An 18,649-nucleotide genomic window follows, 5' to 3' on the forward strand; every position below is an offset into this window, starting at 1 on the left:
TGAATTCATTGAGAATTGGTTTTATAATTAATAGAATGATATACTGTGAATAGTAGAGCTACTTAATAGAAATGGATATAATAAATGAAAAAGCGTGAATCAATACATATAGCGTAGAATGATTATGCTACTTGAAAGGATGTTTACATGTTAAAGAAAATAGTTATAGCTGAAAAACCTTCTGTAGGAAGAGATTTAGCAAGGGTATTGAACTGCAATAAAAAAGGTAACGGATATTTTGAGGGTGAAAAATATGTTGTTACATGGGCATTAGGACATTTAGTAACATTAGCAGATCCTGAAGTATATAATCCCAAATATAAGACATGGAATATTGACGACTTGCCAATGCTGCCCTCAGAATTAAAGCTAGTTGTTATTAAGCAAAGCAGCAAGCAGTTTCATGTAGTTAAAGAGCAATTGCATCGCAAGGATGTAAATGAAGTTGTAATTGCCACCGATGCAGGTCGGGAAGGAGAACTTGTAGCCAGATGGATACTGGAAAAGTCAAATGTAAAAAAACCAATTAAAAGATTATGGATTTCTTCCGTAACTGATAAAGCAATAAAGGAAGGTTTTAATAAATTAAAAAATGGTAAAGAATATGAAAATCTTTTTGCTTCTGCAGTTGCTAGAGCCGAGGCAGATTGGTTGGTGGGATTGAACGCATCTAGAGCACTAACCACTAAGTTTAATGCACAATTATCATGTGGACGTGTTCAAACTCCAACATTAGCCATTATTGCCAAGAGGGAAGAGGAAATACAAAATTTCCAATCAAAAAACTTTTATGGAATTGCTGCTAAAGCCAATGGATTCAAATTAATTTGGCAGGATAATAAATCCAATGAAACAAGATCCTTTGATAAGAAAAAGATAGATAATATTGTATCATCTATAAAAAATAATGATGCAGAAATTGTTTCAGTTAATAAGGCATATAAAAAGAGCTATGCTCCACAGCTATATGACTTAACAGAGCTTCAGCGGGATGCAAATAAAATTTTTGGGTTTACTGCTAAAGAGACACTATCTATTATGCAGGGGTTATATGAAAGTCATAAGCTTTTAACCTATCCTAGAACAGATTCTAGGTATATATCAAATGATATTGTAGAAACTTTGAAGGATCGTGTAAAGGCCTGTGGTGTAGGACCATATTCTCAAATAGCCTCAAAGATTGGAGCAATAAATGTAAACAAATCCTTTGTTGATAATAGCAAGGTATCGGATCATCATGCAATAATTCCAACAGAGCAAAAGGTGCTACTGGGTGCCTTAAATGACAAAGAAAGAAAAGTATATGATTTAGTAGTTAAGCGGTTTTTAGCAGTATTATATCCACCCTTTGAGTATGAACAGACTACAATTCAAGCTCAAATTGCTAAGGAAAGCTTTATAGCTAAAGGGAAAATTGTTTTGAAGCAGGGATGGAAGGAAGTGTATGGGAATTATCAAGATAAAGAAGAGGATGAAGAGACAGATTCTGGTCTAACCGAAGAAATTTTACCAAATGTAAAAAAGGGTGAGCTCTTGAAAATTAAGGAAATCGTTGAAACTACTGGCAAAACAAAGCCACCTGCACTTTTCAATGAAGGTACTTTGCTTTCGGTAATGGAAAACCCTAAAAAGTATATGGAAAAAGATGATAAAGCCCTGATAAAAATGATAGATGAAACAGGTGGACTTGGAACTGTGGCAACTAGGGCAGATATAATAGAAAAATTATTTAGTAGCTTTTTAATAGAGAGAAAAGGTAAGGATATTCTAATTACCGGTAAAGGTAAGCAACTATTAGAACTAGTGCCTACTGACTTGAAATCGCCAGCATTAACAGCTCAATGGGAAGAAAAGTTAGCATCCATTTCAAAAGGTGTATTACGAAAAGAATCTTTTATACGTGAGATGCGAGACTATACAAAGGAAATTGTTAATGAGATTAAAAGAAGTGATAACAAATTTAGCCATGACAATATAACGAGAAATAAATGTCCAGAATGTGGCAAATATATGCTGGAGGTAAATGGCAAAAAGGGGAAACTACTAATCTGTCAGGATAGAGAATGTGGAGAAAGAAAAAGTGTATCAAAAATTACTAATGCTAGATGCCCAAATTGTCGTAAAAAATTAGAGCTGCGTGGAGAGGGTGAAGGGCAAATTTTTGTGTGTGTATGCGGTCATAGAGAAAAGCTGTCCTCCTTTAATGAAAGGAAAAAGGAAAAGGGTAATGCTGCTTCTAAAAAAGAAATATCTAAATATTTAAAGGATCAAAAAAAGGCAAAGGATGAACCAATAAATACTGCTTTAGCAGATGCTCTATCGAAATTGAAGCTGTAAAAATGGTGAAATTTTATTTATTAATAATTAGGCTTCCATCGTTGCTGCCATTCAACTAGTAAAGTCAGCAAAGAATGATATTTGACTTAAGGAATTTTCCAATGTAATTTTAAACTTATATTTCAAAACTTCTTGTTAAGAATATTTATAATCATTTCAGTAATATTGATATATAAAACAATTCTTAAAATGAAAGAAGGGGTTAATAAATGAAGTCAAAATATCACTGGGAAAAATATAACAATAACTATTAACAATTAAATTATATATAAAAAAATAGCTTCCTATATACCTAGGATGCTATTTTTTATAATTTATTATAATTTTAGACAAAATAATTGAATTAATTACCATTTATGGTACAATATATATATAGCGATAATATGAAAAAACGACTGAAGGGATGATTAAAATGATTTATAAGTATGACTTAAGGCATAAGCTTTATACTATATTTTTTCTACTAGTTTTTTTAATAAAATCAATTCATTCGTTGTTAACAACTACCCATAATGCCATGTTATTAGTATATTTAGTTGCATTGGGTTTTCTTATTATTAGACTGATTTACATTCTTTTTTATAAAATAGTATTACTAGATAGAAAGATTATTTTAAATGGCTTAACTAAAAAAGAGATAGACTTCTATAGTATCAAAAAAATAGTAATCAATAAAAAAAGTGTTGCAATAGAAACCTTAAACAACCAAAACATAAAGGTTTGTAGTTCTGACATTGGTAAATTCAATGAGTTTGCTGCAAATTTATCTCTAAAAATTGAAGAAAGTATATAATGAATTATTTTTATAGCAGCTAGTGCAAATATTATATTGATTTTTCAAGTTTTTCAGATATAATAGTTTATAAGGATTATTTTGTCGAGGGGAGAGTTGTATTATGAAAAAAATATCTAATAGGGTGATAAAATCATAATTTAATAGATGCTCTATAATAATAATGCATAGTCCAGTGGAAACTGGTCTATTTATTGATGGCTTCTAGAGCATAAACACAATTAAGTAACTATTAAGCCTGAAAATGAATAAGAAATTATGTAGGCACGGTAGGTTATCGTGTTTTTTTGTGTTCAAAAATAATATAACTAATAGGAGTGTTTGAATGAATCTAAAAATGCTAGGATGGAATGATTTTTTTCAAGAAGGCTATAACAACTCACAATCTGAAGGGTATGAGATGGGAAGGATTTGTGTAGAGCATAAGCATATCTATAGGATATATACACGAATAGGAGAAGTTATAGGCGAGATTTCTGGGAAAATGAGATTTCATGCCAATGGAATGAATGATTATCCTGCTGTAGGTGATTGGGTTTTAATCAACCTAAGGGAAGAAGAGAAAAAAGCAACTATTAATGGGATTATTCCTCGTAAAAGTAAAATTTCTCGAAAGGTAGCAGGGAATGAAACAGAAGAACAGATTTTAGCAGCTAATTTTGATACGGTTTTTATTGTTAGCTCATTAAATAAAGACTTTAACGTTAGGAGAATAGAGAGGTATTTGATTATGGCTTGGGAAAGTGGAGGAAGCCCTGTTATAATTCTAAGTAAAGCAGATTTATGTGATAATATAGATGAAAAAATTGAGGAGCTCTTACCAATTGCACTTGGGGTACCAATACATATAATTAGCTCTGTTGATGGTATTGGAATGAGGGAAATAGAACAATACTTTGGCATGGGAAAAACAGTGGCAGTTCTTGGGTCATCGGGGGTTGGCAAGTCAACATTAATAAACCATCTAGCTAAAAAAGAAGTTCTGGAAGTTCAAAATATTAGAGAAGTAGATGATAGAGGACGCCATACAACAACACATCGTCAGCTAGTTATACTTCCATCTGGTGGAATAATTATTGACACACCGGGGATGAGAGAGTTTCAATTGTGGGATGGAGATGAAGGGGTAAATGATACATTTGAGGACATCAACTCCTTGGCTCTAAATTGTAAATTTAATGATTGTAGCCATGAAGCTGAGCCTGGATGCGCAGTAAAAACTGCAATAAAGGATGGCAATTTACTTGAAAGTAGATATAAAAGCTTCAAAAAGCTAGAAAAAGAGCTTATACATTTTGAAAAAAGAAAAAATGAATTAGAGCGAATTAATAATAAAAAGAAGGGAAAGAAATATTAAAATAAGAGTATAATGCTAGTTATAAGCTTTGTATTTTAAATATTTAAAGCCAAGCCTCCTTAAGGGAGGCTTGAGGTTGATGACAAAGTCATCAAAATGCAGACTGATCAAAAATCGCAGATTCAAGGCGCAAGAAAACCCAGCGACTGCAGCGTATACGTAATACGTAAGGGTGCTGGGTTTTTGCAGTAACGAAGAAGATGGAGGATTTTCAACAGTCTGAGAGCCTATGAAGGGCTCTGAGGTTGTTGAAAAAGTCAACAATATCCAGACTGTTCAAAATTCTTCAGATTCAAGGCGCAAGAAAACCCAGCGACTGCAGCGTATACGAAATACGTAAGGGTGCTGGGTTTTTGCAGTAACGAAGAAGATGGAGGAATTTCAACGGTTTGAGCCTCCTTGAGGGAGGCTTGTTTTTTATTAGTGTTTAAACGTATAATAATAATGTTATATTTCACCTTAACATTACTATTAGTACTATATTTGAGAGGAGGCAGTATAATGGATAAAATTGCAGGTGAAGGCTGTGATATTCTGAAACCCTTAAGTGAAAGAAAACCATTGCAGGAAATAGAACGCTCAATAATTACTAAATATAGAAAAGATATATGGTCAAAGTTTATTAAAGCTATTAAAGAGTATAAATTAATCGGAGACGGAGATAAAATAGCTGTTGCTATCTCGGGTGGAAAAGATAGCATGCTTATGGCAAAGCTATTCCAAGAATTAAAGCGACATGGTCATGATAATTTTGAATTAGAATTCATTGTAGCCGACCCAGGTTATCATGATAGTATAAGAAAGCTAATGATAGATAATTGTAAATATTTAGATATCCCAATTCATATATTTGATTCGGGTATTTTTCGGATTATTAACGATCTATCAAAGGACTACCCCTGTTATATGTGTGCCAAAATGCGAAGAGGAGCTCTTTATAATAAAGCATTAGAACTAGGCTGTAATAAATTAGCATTAGGGCATCATTTTAATGATGTAATAGAAACCACCCTGTTAAATTTATTGTATACAGGGAATTTTGGCACAATGCTTCCTAAACTAAAGTCTACTAATTATGATGGAATTGAGCTAATTAGACCATTATATCATATTGAAGAAAATGTAATTGCTGATTTTACACAGTGGAATGGTATATGGCCTCTAAATTGCGCCTGTATGGTGGCAGCAAAAAAGACTGGCAGTAAACGTAATGAAGTTAAAAAGTTGATAGAAGACCTAAAGCAAAATTTTGATGCTGTAGATAAGTCGATATTTAAAGCTGCTTCAAATGTGAATCTAGATAGTGTATTGGGTTGGCAAAAAAATGGATTTAAACATTCTTACTTGGATTATTTTGATGCAGAATGAGTTAATAACTAAGTCTATTTAAAACTATTATATAAATACAGTGATCAAAGTAGTTAAATATGCAATATAAGTTAGAAGTAGGGCAACACCAAGGCTTCTATTAAGTTTTTTCAGAAATATTCCAGCCAGGGTTAATATCGAGATCATTAGTATAGCGACAGGTAAATCGAAATATAAAGTTTGCGGAATAAAATAACTAACCTCCCTACCAAAGGAAGCAATTTGATAGCTTAACTCCAAACCACCTTTTGAAAGCTGTGAAGAAAAGCCCACAACCATTAACATATTTAAAATATTGGCACCTATAATGTTACCAACTGATATTCCATATTCCTTTTTAAGAATAGAAGTGATGGCAGTTACCAGCTCTGGAAGAGAAGTGCCAAAAGCAACTAAGGTTAAACTTATGATTTGCTCTGAGACTCCCAGCATACTGGCTAATTTCACTCCATTATTCACCAATAAACGGGCTCCCAATACGATGAACAGAGCGCCTAGTAAAAACCGAAGCATATTTCGATGCAGCATTTTTTTTGATATTTTACCATCTTTAGTTTTCTTATTAAGAGCTTTTTCATCCCTGCGGACTTCAATAATGTTTAATATAAGGAAAAACCCACAAAATAATAGAAGTACAATACCCTCAATGCTGGTTATAAGGGTATCAAACGAGAAATAATATAGTATAAGCGCCGACATAAGCATAAAAAGGCTCTTTATTGCAAGGCTTTTACTAACCAATTGCTTAGGGGAAAAGATAAGTGATATTGGTAAAACTAACCCTAAGTTGCAAATAACAGATCCTAGTGCATTACCAAGGGCCACATCATAATGACCTTGATATGTAGCAATAGATGAAACAAGCTGTTCTGGTAAGGTAGTGGCTATACTTATAATTGTTGCACCTATTATAACATTTGGGATACCAGTTACCTTGGCAACCCAAACAGCAGATTCCACAAACCAATCTCCACCTTTAATAATAATTATAATACCAATAACAAACAACAAAACAATTGATACAGTTTCCATTTTAATCCCCCTAAATAATTTGATTGTAATACTTAAGAATAAGGCTTGTTTAATTATTAAAATAAAAAAGACCTTTAACACCATTCTGCTAAATACACAGAATCATGTTAAAGGTCTTGCTTCCCATATGGAGTAATGAGCCAGGCACAATGGCCGGTTGTTGACTCGTTAACTTATAAGCTACTCCCCTTTATACATTTTTAATATAGCATAAATATTAAGGGAATACAATACTAGAATTAATAAAAGCTATAAACAGATTATGCTATATTTTATCTAAAACCTGATGTAAAAACTTTTTTGTCCTTTCATTTTGGGGGCTAGTAAATATTTCTTTTGGGGTTCCTTCTTCTATGAAAACTCCATCATCCATAAAAATAACCCTGTCAGCTACATCCTTAGCAAAACCCATCTCATGAGTTACTATAAGCATCGTCATTTTTTCATAGGCAAGCTTTCGAATAACATTCAATACTTCGCCCACCAATTCAGGATCTAGGGCTGAGGTTGGCTCGTCAAAAAGGATAAGCTTTGGATTTACAGCCATGGATCTTGCAATAGCAACTCTTTGCTGTTGACCTCCAGATAAGGATGAAGGGTATTGATGTTTTTTCTCTATTAGACCTACTGTATGAAGAAGAGCTTCAGCAATTTCATTAGCTTCATTTGTAGACTTTTTTTGCACTATAATTAGTGATTCTGTTATATTTTCTAAAACAGTTCTATTCTTGAACAGATTATAACTTTGAAAAACCATAGCGGTTGATTTTCTTAATGCATTTATAGTGCTACTATTTGGATTCTCAGCATCTAAAATAATACCATCAATTGATATTGAACCGCTTTGTGGGATTTCTAGATAATTTATTGACCTTAATAGGGTAGATTTTCCAGATCCTGATGGCCCTATAATAACAACAACTTCACCCTTATTAACAGTAAGATTAACTCCCTTTAAAACCTCTAAATTCCCGAAACTTTTATAAAGATTCTTAATAAATAACATAATTTATCATCCTTAATATGCTTGATTTAATTTAGCCTCTAGCTTATCTTGAAGAATTCCAACTACTATAGCAATAGCCCAATATACAAGAAGAACTACAAGATAGCTTTCAAAAAACTGATAGGTTGATGCTGCAGACATTTTAGCCTGAGCCAGCATTTCAGCAACACCCAATGTAAATGCCAAGGAAGATTCTTTAATTAAGCTTATAAAGGAATTTACTAGTGGTGGCACTACAATTCTAAAGGCTTGAGGCAGAACAACTCGTCTCATACCCTGTAGCTTGCTCATACCAACAGATAAGCATGCTTCCATTTGGCCTTTGTCTATAGAAATAACGGCACCTCTAATTGTCTCAGACATGTAAGCAGCACTGTGTAAACTTAAACCAATTAATGCGGCGGTATAAGCATTCATGCCAGCAAAAATTGGAAGAACCCTAGGAATACCGAAGTATAGAAGAAATAGCTGTGCCAAAAGTGGAGTACCTCTAAAAAAAGATATATAAACCTTTGAAAGTGGATGTAATACTTTTATTTTGAACACACCTATTAAGGCTAATATAGTGGCGATGATTAGACCAAGGATCATCGCCATTGTTGCTAAACCGAGGGTTATATGCAGAGTTTTGAGAATTCTAGGTAATATTTGTAGCATAAAGCCATAGTCAATATTGAAATTCATCGGGAATCACCATTTCTAATTATTTTGATGTAATATCTACATTAAACCACTTATTTGAAATTTCCTGTAAAGTACCATCTTCTCTCATTTCGTTGATTGTCTTATCTATAGTCTTAATGAACTCTTCATTTTTTTCATTTTTTACAAATGGGAAAGAGTTTTCTAGCGGATGAACTGGGTCTCCACCAAGCTGTAGATCTAATCCAGATCTATCTATATTAATTATTGCAGCTAATTTATCATTCATTACAGCATCAATTCTGTTTAGGGCAACATCCTGAAGAGATCCACCAAAATCTTCATAGGTAATGATGTTTATCTCATTATTAACGTCAAAGTTTCTAATTAATTCTTCATAATTAGAACCAAGACTTACACCAATACTTTTACCTTTTAAATCTTCCAGAGATTGTATTTCATTATTGCCTTTTTGAACTATCAATTGAGCTCCTGAAAAAACATATGGTGTTGGAAATAAATATCTTTCTTTTCGTTGCTCTGTCATTGTTATTTGATTGGAAATGGTATCAATCTTATCTGTATCTAGCATTCCAAATAAACCACTGAATTCGGCTGTGTTAAATTCAATTTCATAACCAATTCTTTTGCCAATTTCTGTCCATACATCAATTTCGAATCCATCTAATGCTCCCTTTTCATTCATAAAGGTGAATGGAGGGTAACCTCCTGAAGTACCAATTCGAATTACATTTCTATCTTCCGATATAACAGAAGAATTGGAAGAGCAGCCTACAATTAAAACCATTGCTAGAATAACTGCCGAGATAGTAATTATTCTTTTTTTATTAAGTATCATATTTCATCCTCCTTTAATTTTAATTCCAAGTAAACACATCGGAATATAGTAAATTTATTTTAACATTAATTTATTGATTGGTCAATATTGATTATCAAAAAATATAACTTATTATTTTTACTGGATATTTATTGCATTTTAATAAGTCAGATTGTTATACTATAGTTATAACTGAAACAAGGAGTGTTTATATGCCATTTATTAGCTTTGATGGACCAAAATTAACAAAAGAACAGAAAGAAAACCTTGTCAAAGGGTTAACGGAAGTATCCAGTGAAGTACTAAAAATGCCAAAGGAAATCATTAGTATTGTAATTCGTGAAAATGAGGCAGAAAATGTAGGGGTTGGTGGTGAGCTGCTGGTTAATAGGCATAAAAAATAGGACTCTAATTTGAATTAGAGTCCTCAGATTGATGAATAACCTTCATCTGCATTAAGCAAACTTATTTTTTAATTTTTCAATAACATCCACGTATTTTCGGTTATAATTATCAAAGGAAGCATCGGTAGCTATAAATCTTTGATTCATTTCATCTATTATTTCATCATTGAGAATTCTATCTAGCCAAGGATATAGTATTTCGTCTTCTTTCTTAATATGCTCTTGTAGTAAAGTACCATAATTCTTAAGGGATTCTATTAATAAATTTTTATCATTAGCCTTAATTCCCTTAATCATCGATGCTACATAACCTCTACCCTCTATATGATCCATCTCCATTGCTTCAATTATATCAACACCTCTATTTGCATAAGGGAATAGTATATCCTCCTCCTTTGCATGATGGAAACCGTCAGCATAGGATCGTATAAAATCTATAATATCTGCCATCATATTTCTATCTATAGACTGAGAATGAACAATGTAATTGCAAACATCTGGTATTAGCTTTAATAATTCTTTTATAACAATATGTTCATCGACTAACATTTTCATTGGTCTAGAATAGATTAGTTCTGTTTTAGTGCTTTGCTGCTGTGGTATTCCTTCTGATTGAATGTTAATTTCTATATTTCTTTCAGGGTATATGGCCTTTTCAATTCTTTTCATCATTAGTTCTTCAACTTGTTTCGGTACATCATGAATACTAATTATATCCTTCAATAAACAAATACCAACACCGCAGGTGGTACAACCTATATCAAACTCCTCTAATATTATACCTACCTCTGGGAATTCTGACATTACTGACTTTATATCGCGATTCAATTGTTTTTCCATTATAGTGCCTCCTTAGTCTTTTTACATCTCTCTTTTCTTAATATTAACCAATATTACTTCGAAATTATATGACATATATCAAATTTTTACTCATATAAAAAATAAAATATTATATAGACAAAAGGATATTTTATTAACTTGTAGAATTCATTAATAAGTTATATTTATACTATCATTATTAAACGGGGTGTGAAATGAAGAAGAAATTATTTTCCAGTATACTTTTTATTCAAATCATTACAGCAGCAATTATAATCATTGGGACATTTATGTTATCAATTCTATTTAGTGAGAACTTCGTTTTAATAGAAATAATATTTGTATTAACTGTCTTAATCAGTATGTTTTTTTTAATTAATAGTGTAATCCAGAAGAAATTGCATAAAAGGAATCGATTATATGAAGGGAATAGGAAGCTGCTGGAGAGCCTAATAGAGATTAGTGACTGTATTTTGAAAATTGAAAATGCTGAAGAACTATTTAAGCTTATAATTGAAAAGGCTGTTGATATAATTGATGGAGCAGAGAAGGGTAGCTTAATGATCATTAATGATGATAATAAATTTGAGTATAAAGCATTGGTGGGTTTTGAGAAGGATATAATGGATTTAAAAATAGATTTGGAAGATAGTTTTCTTTATCGTATTGGGGAAGGTAAGATTAACAATTGTTCATATATTATAGAGGACGTTGAAGAATTTGATAAACGTGTTATGGATTATAATGAATATGAAAAAGTAAGAGATTCCGATTTCTTTAATACTAAAACAGCAATAAGTGCACCAATTATTATTGATGATGTTCTTTATGGAATAATAAATGTAGATAGCACAAAAAAGAATGCATTTAAAAAAGACGATAAAATTATAATGGAATACTTTGCAAAACAGGCAGGTACAGTCATACGTAATCACCAATTGGTAGAGAAGTTGGTCTATCTATCGCAGTATGATAAGCTTACTAATGTGTTAAATAGGGGTTACTTTGAAGAATTATTTCAAAATTTTTTTAGTAAGGCCGAAAGGTATAATGAAAAATTTGCTTTAGTCATTTTTGATTTGGATAATTTAAAAACTACAAATGACACCTATGGCCATGAAGTAGGTGATCAGCTGATTGTCAATTTTGCTAGAGGAATGAAGGAGAAAATCAGGCAATCAGACATCTTTGGTCGTTACGGTGGAGACGAGTTCATAGCCGTATTTTTTGAAACAAATTATGATAATATTGAGAAGAAAATAGATAGTATATTAGAAGAGTTTCGAAGAAATCCAATTACCATGAATGGTAATGAGCTGTTTATTGAATTTAGCTATGGGGTTGCCCATTATCCAGATGATTCAGTTGCAATGAATCAGTTAATTAGAATAGCTGATGATAGAATGTACCAGCATAAACAAAGAGTTGAGTAAATATCAATAATGTAGAAGTCTGTATTTTAAAGATTATGACTACAATATAAGAGTTATATAATTAGTTAATCTTTAGATAATGATTTATTAATAAAATTAATATTGTTCCATAATTAATTAGTTAAATAGCAAAATTCGACAAATGAATTATTTAATTATATTGTAAAATAGAAATATACAGTCGTTAGGACTAAATACCTATATGGTGAGTAATAAGAAAAAGTTAGGAATGATGATATACGTTCTGTACTTGGGCACCTTGAACGTATGGAGTGTGTGGTGCAACCGACCTTTCAATTTATAATTGAGGGTTTTTTTGAATAGAAATATATTTGTTGATTTTTAAAAAAGTAAATTGGGTAATTATACACAAATAATGTTAAATATATATTTTTTTTAGAAAACAAGACCAGCTAAAACCTTTAAATACCTATATACAAGTTAGAAGAACTAAGAAAAATTACGATATTTAGAAAAGATATAGATGGGGGGAGAAACCACATGAAATTAGGAATTAAGACACTTGGAGCCTTTGATATAACGTATAATGATGAATCATTAATGAAGGAAAATGGAATAGCCTATAAGCTGAATAAACTGTTAATGTATTTTATAACCTTTAGGGGTAGGAAGCTATTACCAGAAACAATAATTGATAATTTATTATCAGATATTGAGTACAATGATCCCAAAAATGTACTCAGAACTCAAATTTTTAGACTAAGGCAAAGCTTAAAGAAACTGCTGCCTGAGGAATTAGAAGGTGAAAGTACTTTTAATATTACTTTTAATAATGGCTATTATTGTCTTGAGTTGGATAATAGGGCTGTGATAGATGCCGATGAGTTTACTAGTCTTATTAACTTGGCAGTAAGTGAAAGCAACATTAGTATTGATGATAGAATTCAGCTTTATAAAAAGGCTCTAGGGCTTTATAGAGGATCTTTTTTATCGGAAAATTCCTATGAGGTTTGGCTGGTTCCCATTAGAAATCACTACCGTAGACTTTATTTAAATGTCTTTTCTAAGCTAATAGAACTTCTGAAGGAAAGGGAGGAAAATATATTAATAATGGAGCTATGCGAAGAAGCAATATTAATAGAGCCCTTTGAAGAGGCTTTACATATATATTTAATAGAAGCTATGCTAAAGGCAGGTCAAGTTAAAGCTGCATTGAGCCATTATGAATATATATCATCCCTAATTAGGAATGAAATGGGCATTAAATCTTCACCTGGCTTAAGAAATATATATAGGAAAATACAAAGCTATTATGAGGAGAAAAGTGAAGGAAGCATAAAAAACATTATAGTAAAGCTGGAGGAATCTACACTAGATGGTGCTGTATTATGCGATTCTGACTACTTCAAATTTTTATACAATATAGAGAGGAGAAAATGTCTAAGAGGCGAAAAGAATGAATTTGTAAGCTTAATTACTCTAAAACATATGAATAGTAAAGAGCGAAACAAGGAAGAACTGTATAAATCTACATCTTCCATGGCAAAAGTATTAGAAAGATCCTTAAGAAAAGGGGATATCTTTTGCTTCTGGAATGATACTCAGGTCTTGATTATGCTGCATGAAGCTAAGGAAGAAAGTCTACCTATAATTAAAAATAGAATTATAAAAAATTATAATTATCTTGTAAAGGCTAATATATGTAGTATAAATATAGAATTCTTTTCTATAACTTCCGATAATAATATTGTTTAGAGAAATAAAACCTAATATTTTACTTTGAAATCAGTCTGGGCCCTCTTAGGGCTTTTTTTTATTTAAATACTAGGCATGTTGAAATTTTAATATTCATTAGGAGAAATTATAATGTTGTAATTGGATTGTAATTTGAATGTAATTATAAAAAAATTCTTATTTAATTTCTTTGTAATTCAAATAAACAGAATATGTAATTATTAGATGATATATTATTTCTAAGAGTTACGGAAGTATAGTTTGGAGGTGAAATTATGATGGAATTTCCTTCGCGGAATGATTTTTTTCTTAGCTTTAAAGCATTAAAAGATGATGACGGACATTTTTTTGACTATATATTAGTGAATATAAGTAGCAATTTTCATCATGTTACAAATATAAAGTTTGCAGGAGTTCTTGGAAAACGGTTAACTGACCTCATCATCGAATGGGAGGACGAGATGATAGGGTTAAAGGAGCTCCATTACTATATGATACCCAAGACAAGAAGAAAGTTTGAGAAGTACTTTGAAGAAATCGATAGATGGTATTTAATAAGTATTTTAAGTGATGATATAGATACACTGGTTGTTTTTTATACCGATATTACGAGGATCAAAAAATCAAAGGATCCAATAGCCGAGCCATTAGATGTTAATGGAAGGGTATTCAACCTTGGAGATAAGCAAAACTGTTATGGCTATAAGGATAAATTAACTGGAGTATATAATCGTGGCTTCTTTGAAGAAGAACTTTCTCGTCTTGACAGTGCAAGGCAACTGCCAATTAGTATTATAATGGGAGATTTGTGTGGACTTAAGCTAATAAATGACGCCTTCGGACATAGCATGGGTGATAGGGCTCTGAAACAAGTTGCAGAACTGATGAAAAAGATCTTCCGTAAAGAGGATATTATTAGTAGGGTTGGTGGAGATGAGTTCGTGGTGCTATTGCCCCAGACAAATGAACAAACAGCCGAAGGGATAGTGGAAAGAATCCAAGCAGAATGTTCTGAAAGTCCATTGGAATTTATTAACATCAACGTAAGCTTTGGAGTGGCTACAAAAATCAGAGAAGATGAAGATATACTTCAGGCCTATAGAAAAGCTGAGGATAGAATGTATTTTAATAAGTTGAAGGAAAGTAAAGAAATCAAGCTATCTATGATAAAGTATATAAAGGACAAGCTTGAAGAACTAACATTCGAGACAAAGGACCATTATAGTCGTTTAAAGGCTCTTAGCTTGATGATAGCATCAAAGCTTGGACTTACTGACCTAGAGAAGGAAGAAATAAAGCTTTTGTGCGAATTTCATGATATAGGTAAGGTTGGAATCTCATTAGATATTTTACATAAGAGTGAACCACTTAATGAAGACGAGTGGGATCAAGTTAGGCGCCACAGTGAAATAGGCTATCATATAATCGGTGCATCAAAAGAAAACTTAGCAATTGATGAATTAATACTTGTACACCACGAAAGATGGGATGGGAATGGATATCCTGGCCTTCTAAAGAGAGATGAAATACCCTTAATAGCAAGGATATTTGCAATAGCAGATGCATATGAAGCAATGGTTAATGAGAGACCCTATAAAACCTGCATGAATAACAGAGAAGCATTATTAGAAATAGAAAATCAAGCAGGAAAACAATTCGACCCATATTTGGCAAAGGTTTTTGTAAATATGATGAATGAAAGAGTAACATCAGTTGTATAAGATATGCAAATTAGATGAATTGCTGTGATTATCATACTGCACAATGAAATTTAGCAGTATGGTTTATTATAGAATCAATAAAAATTACGAATTCAGCTTATAAGAAAAGGAGGTGAAAAGATGAAAGGAAAGGTAAAAAAATCCATTGTATTAATAATGGTATTGGCATTGATTTTTAATGGTTTTGCTGTAACATATGCTGGAACTGTTCCAAGTAATCTAGATGACGATAATGAAGAATGGGTGGACACTCAAACCCAGGATGAATTTAACTCCGGTGAAGAAGACAATGATGGTGAGGACACTGATAAACCAGAGGATTTGGTTGGAGAGGAAGAGAATTCAGAAGACCCAACTGATACAGACGGGGAAGATGAAAATTCAGAAGACCCAGCTGATACAGACGGGGAAGATGAAAATTCAGAAGACCCAGCTGATACAGACGGGGAAGATGAAAATTCAGAAGACCCAGCTGATACAGATGGAGAGGAAGAAAATTCAGAAGACCCAACTGATACAGACGAGGAGGAAGAAATTTCAGAAGACCCAACTGATTTAGAAGAAGTGGAAGAAGAATTAGGAACAGGAACAGGAACAGGAACAGGAACAGGAATAGTAGTACCTGTACCTGTATATGAACGACCTTATGTAATCAACTATTTAGTTGAAGCAACAGAGGATTCAGTTCCTGGTTTGGAAAGCCTATACGGCTTTGGTCAAGTGGGAGACACAATAGAAGTTCTTTATCCAGAAATAGAGGGATACTTTGTTCTGGAGAACCAGCCTGTTAGCTTCGTAATAGTCGAGGAAGAAGAATTTAATATTATCAACGTCTATTATGGGAAGGTAATAGTGATTTATGAAAAAGCATCTTTAACTGTAAATCATATTTTGGTGTCTGAAGGTGGAGAAGTACTAATAGACACCACCTTACTAGAAGGCTTGGAAATTGGAGCACATGTTAATCTATTGGATTTTGCAAAAGAAGATGACACTATGGAACTGCTCTATGATAATCTCGAAGAGATTTTCCTGACGGAGGAAGAAAACTTAGTAAATCTTTATTACCAAAAGAAGCCTGGAAATGAGCAATTTTATGTAATCAACTATTTAGTTGAATCAACAGAAGATTCAGTTCCTGGTTTAGATAGTATATCTGGCTTTGGTGAAGTAGGAGATACAATAGAAATTCTTTATCCAGAAAGAGAGGGATACTTTGTTCTGGAGAACCAGCCTGTTAGTTTCGTAATAGTCGAGGAAGAAGAATTTAATATTATCAACGTCTATTATGGGAAGGTAACAGTGATTTATGAAAAAGCATCTTTAACTGTAAATCATATTTTGGTGTCTGAAGGTGGAGAAGTACTAATAGACACCACCTTACTAGAAGGTTTGGAAATAGGAGCACATGTTAATCCATTGAATTTTGTAAAAGAAGATGACACTATGGAACTGCTCTATGATAGTCTCGAAGAGATTTTCCTATCGGAAGAAGAAAACTTAATAAATCTTTATTACTATGAGAAGCCTGTAGCTCAAGATTTCTACTATCCGATAATGCCAATGATGATGAGATTTTCAACTCTAAGTTATGGTACAGAATGGCCTAATCCCGGAGCGATAAAGCTGACAAAGGAAGCAGAACCAGTTCAAGACTCTGAAAATAGTTGGGAAGTTACCTTGACTATTGAAGGCAAGAACATACAGAGCAGCAGCAAGGTTGTTTTGGTAATAGACAAATCCGGCAGTATGGGGCCCGGATATGGTAGCGGTGACAGAATGGTAAATACAAAATTGGCAGCCAAAGAATTTGTAGATCGTCTGCTACTTGATGATGGAGCTACAGAAATTGCTGTTGTCACTTTTGATCAAAATCCTCAGGTTGTCGCTAACTTTACAAGCTTTGAGGATAAGGACACTTTAAAAGCAGCCATAGATGGAATCCAGGCCGATGGCGGTACAAATATCCAAGCAGGTATCCGACAGGCACAAATACTATTGGATGCAGTAGATGCTGATAATAAAGTGATGGTTATTCTAGGAGATGGAGAGCCTACCTATAGCTATAGGGTGACTGGTGTCAGTGGAATTACATTGACGTGTAGTTTCTGGTCTGGTCATACATTCAATTATGACAATGCAGAAATAACCAGTTTTAATTATAATCAAATACGTGGAAATGGGAGGGATTATAGCCTGCCAAGTAACCACCGTTATTCAGTTACAATTCCATGCTCCACATGGGGACACGGTTCCCATACTACAACTTATCCTAATGACAATGGTATACCCACCATCTACGAAGCAGGCTTAGCTAAAGACAAAGGTACAGATATTTACTCTATTGCTCTGGAAGCTGATGCTAATGGTCAAGCTGTTCTGAATAGTATTCAGAACAAGGGATATTATCAGCTTAATAACTCAAACTTGTCGGGCTTGGAGGCAGTTTTTAATGAGATTGCAGGAAGTATAACTTATGCCGCTAGTAATGGTATAGTAGTAGATCCAATGGGAACAATGTTTGATCTTATAAGTTCTGAAGCTGAAATTTATGTTTCTCAGGGAAGTGTTACCATTAATCCAGCCAATACAGTTAATTGGAATGTTGGCAACGTAGCTGAAGGTACACCTGCCATCCTGACCTATATTGTACAGATCAAGAGCGATGCAGATGCAAATGTAATGTATCCGACAAACGATACTACTACTTTTACCTATACCGATGTTGATGGAAACACAGTAGAGGATGAGTTTGATATTCCTGAGGTTTCCATAGCTGGAGGTAGAATTCTTTTAAAGGGATACCTTGTAAATGATAATGGAGATCCAATTAATAAAAATGGTGTAGTGGTAGATAGACCTGATCTTGCATACAAACTATTCGATAAAGAATATCCCGGCAGTCCATTAGGATTTAATGAAGTCTATACTGTAACTCAGCCCGGAGCTGAAGGGTATCATTATCTTAAGTATGTTTGGAATAACTCAACTGGATCCGATGAAACGGTATCAGTGCTTCTGCAAGCTTCTAAACCAACTGAAATTGTTTGGTTTGGGTATAGGGAGGTAGCAGAATTAGAGTATACAGTAGAATACTACATCAATGGCCAAGGAGAACCATTTGCTACAATAGCAGGTGAAGTACCAGTAGCCAATCCAGTAGTAGGAAGTGTAAGCTACGAAAATAAGCCAGCAGGTTACAAG

14 protein-coding genes and 1 riboswitch are annotated in these 18,649 nt (G+C 33.0%); of the genes, 9 read left to right on the plus strand and 5 right to left on the minus strand.

Features of this window, described 5'->3' with window-relative positions:
- Positions 1–147: 147 nt before the first annotated feature.
- The 4 genes from BLP68_RS06470 to BLP68_RS06485 all read left to right on the plus strand — a co-directional run bounded on the left by BLP68_RS06470 (position 148) and on the right by BLP68_RS06485 (position 5,855).
- Positions 148–2,337 (plus strand): DNA topoisomerase III, encoded by a 2,190-nt coding sequence (locus BLP68_RS06470; RefSeq protein ID WP_091541411.1) that lies wholly within the window; start codon positions 148–150, stop codon positions 2,335–2,337.
- Between the two features lie 412 nt (positions 2,338–2,749).
- On the plus strand, positions 2,750–3,130 hold the full coding sequence (locus BLP68_RS06475) for a hypothetical protein (RefSeq protein WP_091541414.1): 381 nt from the start codon (positions 2,750–2,752) through the stop codon (positions 3,128–3,130).
- Positions 3,131–3,455: 325 nt separating this feature from the next.
- Positions 3,456–4,487 (plus strand): ribosome small subunit-dependent GTPase A, encoded by a 1,032-nt coding sequence (gene rsgA, locus BLP68_RS06480; RefSeq protein ID WP_091541416.1) that lies wholly within the window; start codon positions 3,456–3,458, stop codon positions 4,485–4,487.
- 501 nt (positions 4,488–4,988) lie between these two features.
- On the plus strand, positions 4,989–5,855 hold the full coding sequence (locus BLP68_RS06485; protein WP_091541418.1) for a tRNA 2-thiocytidine biosynthesis TtcA family protein: 867 nt from the start codon (positions 4,989–4,991) through the stop codon (positions 5,853–5,855).
- Positions 5,856–5,882: 27 nt separating this feature from the next.
- Here BLP68_RS06485 and BLP68_RS06490 read toward each other — a convergent pair whose 3' ends face one another.
- From BLP68_RS06490 to BLP68_RS06505, 4 genes are all read right to left on the minus strand, one after another.
- A complete protein-coding gene (locus BLP68_RS06490) occupies positions 5,883–6,887 on the minus strand; it encodes a calcium/sodium antiporter (RefSeq protein WP_176758896.1) in 1,005 nt (334 codons plus the stop codon).
- Positions 6,888–7,152: 265 nt separating this feature from the next.
- Positions 7,153–7,893 (minus strand): amino acid ABC transporter ATP-binding protein, encoded by a 741-nt coding sequence (locus BLP68_RS06495; RefSeq protein WP_091541422.1) that lies wholly within the window; start codon positions 7,891–7,893, stop codon positions 7,153–7,155.
- Between the two features lie 12 nt (positions 7,894–7,905).
- Complete coding sequence (locus tag BLP68_RS06500) at positions 7,906–8,577, minus strand: amino acid ABC transporter permease (RefSeq protein WP_091541425.1); 672 nt, start codon at positions 8,575–8,577, stop codon at positions 7,906–7,908.
- A gap of 19 nt (positions 8,578–8,596) precedes the next feature.
- Positions 8,597–9,394, minus strand: a complete 798-nt coding sequence (locus tag BLP68_RS06505; protein ID WP_091541427.1) for an amino acid ABC transporter substrate-binding protein — start codon at positions 9,392–9,394, stop codon at positions 8,597–8,599.
- Positions 9,395–9,585: 191 nt separating this feature from the next.
- Here BLP68_RS06505 and dmpI point away from each other — a divergent pair, with 191 nt between their 5' ends.
- Positions 9,586–9,777 carry a 4-oxalocrotonate tautomerase DmpI gene (dmpI, locus tag BLP68_RS06510; protein ID WP_091541429.1) on the plus strand — a complete coding sequence of 64 codons (192 nt, stop codon included), beginning with the start codon at positions 9,586–9,588 and terminating at the stop codon, positions 9,775–9,777.
- A gap of 51 nt (positions 9,778–9,828) precedes the next feature.
- Here the strand turns inward: dmpI and BLP68_RS06515 are convergent, their stop codons facing one another.
- Positions 9,829–10,617, minus strand: coding sequence for a hemerythrin domain-containing protein (locus BLP68_RS06515; protein ID WP_091541431.1), 789 nt, complete (start codon positions 10,615–10,617; stop codon positions 9,829–9,831).
- Between the two features lie 194 nt (positions 10,618–10,811).
- On the opposite strand from BLP68_RS06515, the gene BLP68_RS06520 reads away from it, so the two are divergent.
- The 4 genes from BLP68_RS06520 to BLP68_RS06535 all read left to right on the plus strand — a co-directional run.
- Positions 10,812–12,029 carry a sensor domain-containing diguanylate cyclase gene (locus tag BLP68_RS06520; protein WP_091541433.1) on the plus strand — a complete coding sequence of 406 codons (1,218 nt, stop codon included), beginning with the start codon at positions 10,812–10,814 and terminating at the stop codon, positions 12,027–12,029.
- A 217-nt stretch (positions 12,030–12,246) separates the two neighbouring features.
- Positions 12,247–12,329: riboswitch (cyclic di-GMP riboswitch) on the plus strand.
- Positions 12,330–12,530: 201 nt separating this feature from the next.
- Entirely contained in the window at positions 12,531–13,745 is a 1,215-nt protein-coding gene (locus tag BLP68_RS06525; protein ID WP_091541437.1) for a bacterial transcriptional activator domain-containing protein, read from the plus strand.
- A gap of 254 nt (positions 13,746–13,999) precedes the next feature.
- Positions 14,000–15,445 (plus strand): HD-GYP domain-containing protein, encoded by a 1,446-nt coding sequence (locus BLP68_RS06530; protein ID WP_091541440.1) that lies wholly within the window; start codon positions 14,000–14,002, stop codon positions 15,443–15,445.
- Positions 15,446–15,565: 120 nt separating this feature from the next.
- Positions 15,566–18,649, plus strand: a 3,084-nt coding sequence (locus tag BLP68_RS06535) for a VWA domain-containing protein (RefSeq protein ID WP_143003063.1), incomplete at its 3' end; no start/stop codon positions are given.

It is taken from the genome of Alkaliphilus peptidifermentans DSM 18978, assembly GCF_900101495.1.
Classification (GTDB): domain Bacteria; phylum Bacillota; class Clostridia; order Peptostreptococcales; family Natronincolaceae; genus Alkaliphilus_C; species Alkaliphilus_C peptidifermentans.

Bases quoted from the DNA above. Each gene is read 5' to 3' on its own strand.
- BLP68_RS06470 (WP_091541411.1), top strand. From the start codon at position 148: ATGTTAAAGAAAATAGTTATAGCTGAAAAACCTTCTGTAGGAAGAGAT.
- BLP68_RS06475 (WP_091541414.1), top strand. From the start codon at position 2,750: ATGATTTATAAGTATGACTTAAGGCATAAGCTTTATACTATATTTTTT.
- rsgA (WP_091541416.1), top strand. From the start codon at position 3,456: ATGAATCTAAAAATGCTAGGATGGAATGATTTTTTTCAAGAAGGCTAT.
- BLP68_RS06485 (WP_091541418.1), top strand. From the start codon at position 4,989: ATGGATAAAATTGCAGGTGAAGGCTGTGATATTCTGAAACCCTTAAGT.
- BLP68_RS06490 (WP_176758896.1), bottom strand. From the start codon at position 6,887: ATGGAAACTGTATCAATTGTTTTGTTGTTTGTTATTGGTATTATAATT.
- BLP68_RS06495 (WP_091541422.1), bottom strand. From the start codon at position 7,893: ATGTTATTTATTAAGAATCTTTATAAAAGTTTCGGGAATTTAGAGGTT.
- BLP68_RS06500 (WP_091541425.1), bottom strand. From the start codon at position 8,577: ATGAATTTCAATATTGACTATGGCTTTATGCTACAAATATTACCTAGA.
- BLP68_RS06505 (WP_091541427.1), bottom strand. From the start codon at position 9,394: ATGATACTTAATAAAAAAAGAATAATTACTATCTCGGCAGTTATTCTA.
- dmpI (WP_091541429.1), top strand. From the start codon at position 9,586: ATGCCATTTATTAGCTTTGATGGACCAAAATTAACAAAAGAACAGAAA.
- BLP68_RS06515 (WP_091541431.1), bottom strand. From the start codon at position 10,617: ATGGAAAAACAATTGAATCGCGATATAAAGTCAGTAATGTCAGAATTC.
- BLP68_RS06520 (WP_091541433.1), top strand. From the start codon at position 10,812: ATGAAGAAGAAATTATTTTCCAGTATACTTTTTATTCAAATCATTACA.
- BLP68_RS06525 (WP_091541437.1), top strand. From the start codon at position 12,531: ATGAAATTAGGAATTAAGACACTTGGAGCCTTTGATATAACGTATAAT.
- BLP68_RS06530 (WP_091541440.1), top strand. From the start codon at position 14,000: ATGATGGAATTTCCTTCGCGGAATGATTTTTTTCTTAGCTTTAAAGCA.